Below are 2,737 nucleotides of genomic sequence, written 5' to 3'. Positions count from 1 at the left end.
CCGCCGCTGCGGCGGGTTAGCGCGCCGCGGCTTTATGCGCTATCGCTAACCCCGGACGTCGCCGCCGTTCGTAGAACGGGAGGTGAAAATCTGCCGATGCTTGCGCCACCCGCCGCGAACCCCGCGCTCCACGCCACGATGCCCGACGACCAACTGATGCTTGCCTACGCCGAAGGCGACACCGGCGCGTTCGACACGCTCTACGCGCGCCACGAGAGCGCGCTGCTCCGCTTCGTGCGGCGCCTCATGGGCGTCCGGCTTGCGGCGGAGGTCGAGGAGGTGTTCCAGGAGACCTGGATGCGCATCATCGCGGCGCGCCAGAGCTTCTCGCCCCAGGGTGCCAGCTGGCGCACCTGGGCCTTCACGATCGCGCACAACCTGGCCATGGACCGGCTGCGCCTGAGCGGGCGCGAAGTCGCCTTCTACGCCCATGACGAGGACGGCGACGGGCTGGAGGCGGCGCGCCTGTTCAGCCGCGGTTTGCTGAATGGGGGCGCGGCGTCTTCCGATGCGGCCCATCCGTCGGCCGAGGAACTGGCCTTCTGGCGCGCCGCCGGCCGCCGCTTGCTGGCTTGCCTCGATGAGCTCCCGGACGAGCAACGCTCGGCCTTCCTGCTGCACCACGAGGAGGGCTTCACGGTCGAGCTGATGGCGCAGACGCTGGACATCAATTTCGAAACGGTGCGCAGCCGCCTGCGCTACGGGCTCAAGAAGCTGCGCGGCTGCATGGAGCGCTACCTGTCGGTACTGGAGCGCCGCCCATGAGCACCACGACGAACGGCCACAGGTCCGACGACCTCCGCGACGAGGCGCTGCAGCGCGCGCTCGTGCATGCGCCGGATCACACGGTGGCGCCCAACTGGCGCCTGCGCAAGGCGATCCTCGACCACGCGCACGATGCGGTGATGCCTCTCGCGGCGCGCGAAGCGCCCGAGCCCATGCGGCCCTGGTGGCAGCGGCTGTTGGGCATCGGTGGCGGCCAGGAGGGTGCCGGTCGCATGCCCTGGAACGCCGCCTTTGCGACCGTGCTGGTCGGCGTGTTGATTGCAGTGCTCTGGCAACGCGAGCCCGTGCCCAGCCCGCGTGCCGATGGCGATGCACTGGTGCGCGCGCCCGCGCAGCGCAGCGAGCCCCCGGCAGCGCCCTCGCCGCCGCCAGCGGTGCCTGCGCCAGCGCCCGCCCTCGCACCTCCGGCGACAGAACGGGCGTTGCTGTCAAGCCAGGACATCCCGGGCGGCCCGGCTCCTGCGCCGCAGGCGGCAGCGGAACCGACCCCGGTGCCTGCCCCGGCGCAAGTTGCTCGCACCCCACTCTCGGCGGAACGCCCTGTCCTCGCCCCCGCGCCTTCCGAGTTGGCGCGTCGGCAAGCCGATGAGGCAGCATTGTCCGCATCGGCCGGCGCAGCCGCGAAGGAGGCCAGGAGGAAAGAAGTCACCGCGCCCGGCGGCCAGGCAGCGTCCCCGCCCGGCGTGGCGACGCCTGCCGCGCCCACCGGATTGCCCCAGCCGCCCAGCTTCTCCGCGCTCTCGCAATGGAGCCGCCTCACCATCACGCAGCGCGGCGGCGCCAGCCGCAGCCTGTCGCGCTCGGAGGCGCAGGACCTCAACGCCCTGCTTGGATCGGCCGCGATCTCTGCCGTTGGCGCGCAACCGCTGGCGGGTGCGCCGGAATGGCGTGTCACGCTGGAGCGCAGCAACGGCGATGTCATGGCGACCTTCGAACTGGGGCGCAGCCAGGTGCGCTGGCGCGAGGGACGCGGGGCGGTTGCGACGGGCACGCCCTCGCCGGGATCGGTGGCGGCCTTGCGCGAGGCCTTGCAGAGCGCCGTGGAGCAGCCGGCGCAGCCTGCGCCGCCGCCCCAACTGCGGCTCAAGCCGGTGCCGCAGCAGCCGGCCGCGCCCGAGGCTGCGCCTCCCGTCGAACCCCCTCGCTAGTTCATTCGTGCCTGAAGGCTGGCTTGCGCTTGTTGACGAAGGCGTCCATGCCTTCCTTCTGGTCGGTGGTGGCGAAGAGCGCGTGGAAAAGGCGGCGCTCGAACATCACGCCGTCCGCCAGGCCGCCTTCGAAGGCGCGGTTGACCGACTCCTTGGCAGCCATCACCGCCACCTGCGAGAAGTCGGCGATCACGAGCGCCGCGCCGAGCGCCTCGTCCATCAGCTTGTCATACGGAACGACGCGGCTCACCAGGCCCGAGCGCTCGGCCTCGGTCGCGTCCATCATGCGGCCGGTCAGCGCCATGTCCATGGCCTTGGCCTTGCCCACGGCGCGCGGCAGGCGCTGCGTACCGCCGGCGCCCGGGATCACGCCGAGCTTGATCTCCGGCTGGCCGAACTTCGCGTTGTCGGCCGCGATGATGAAGTCGCACATCATTGCCAGTTCGCAGCCGCCGCCGAGCGCGAAGCCGCTCACCGCCGCGATCACCGGCTTGCGCACGCTGCGGATGGTTTCCCAGTTGCGCGTGATGTAGTCGCCCTTGTAGACGTCGACGAAGCTGTAGCTCGCCATGGCGCCGATGTCCGCGCCCGCGGCGAAGGCGCGTTCGCTGCCGGTCACGATGATGCAGCCGATGGCCGGGTCGGCGTCGAAGGCCTTGAGCGCTTCGCCGAGCTCGGTCATCAGCGCGTCGTTGAGCGCGTTCAGGGCCTTGGGCCGGTTCAGCGTCACGATGCCGACCTTGCCGGCCTCGGTACGTACTTCGATGTTTTCGTAGCTCATGGAGGTCTCCTTGAAGGGAACA

The 2,737-nt window shown here is 70.9% G+C and carries 3 protein-coding genes; 2 read left to right on the top strand and 1 reads right to left on the bottom strand.

Going from position 1 to position 2,737, the window contains the following annotated elements; genetic code table 11:
* Nucleotides 1–138 precede the first annotated feature (138 nt).
* The gene (locus APY03_RS31955) at nt 139–765 is read left to right on the top strand and encodes a sigma-70 family RNA polymerase sigma factor (RefSeq protein ID WP_102905667.1); all 627 of its coding nucleotides are present in this window, start codon (nt 139–141) and stop codon (nt 763–765) included.
* Nucleotides 762–1,934 (top strand): hypothetical protein, encoded by a 1,173-nt coding sequence (locus APY03_RS31950; protein WP_068683522.1) that lies wholly within the window; start codon nt 762–764, stop codon nt 1,932–1,934. The genes APY03_RS31955 and APY03_RS31950 overlap by 4 nt, the downstream gene beginning before the upstream one ends.
* Nucleotide 1,935: 1 nt before the next feature.
* On the opposite strand, the gene APY03_RS31945 is transcribed toward APY03_RS31950, so the two are convergent.
* Nucleotides 1,936–2,715, bottom strand: a complete 780-nt coding sequence (locus APY03_RS31945) for an enoyl-CoA hydratase (protein WP_068683520.1) — start codon at nt 2,713–2,715, stop codon at nt 1,936–1,938.
* Between the last annotated feature and the right edge of the window lie 22 nt (nt 2,716–2,737).

Origin of the sequence: Variovorax sp. WDL1 (assembly GCF_001541225.1) — a bacterium.
Taxonomy (GTDB): Bacteria; Pseudomonadota; Gammaproteobacteria; order Burkholderiales; family Burkholderiaceae_C; genus Variovorax.
Note: the sequence above shows the minus strand (reverse complement) of the source record. Positions and strands in the feature narration are given on the sequence as shown.

Bases quoted from the DNA above. Each gene is read 5' to 3' on its own strand.
- APY03_RS31955 (WP_102905667.1), top strand. From the start codon at position 139: ATGCCCGACGACCAACTGATGCTTGCCTACGCCGAAGGCGACACCGGC.
- APY03_RS31950 (WP_068683522.1), top strand. From the start codon at position 762: ATGAGCACCACGACGAACGGCCACAGGTCCGACGACCTCCGCGACGAG.
- APY03_RS31945 (WP_068683520.1), bottom strand. From the start codon at position 2,715: ATGAGCTACGAAAACATCGAAGTACGTACCGAGGCCGGCAAGGTCGGC.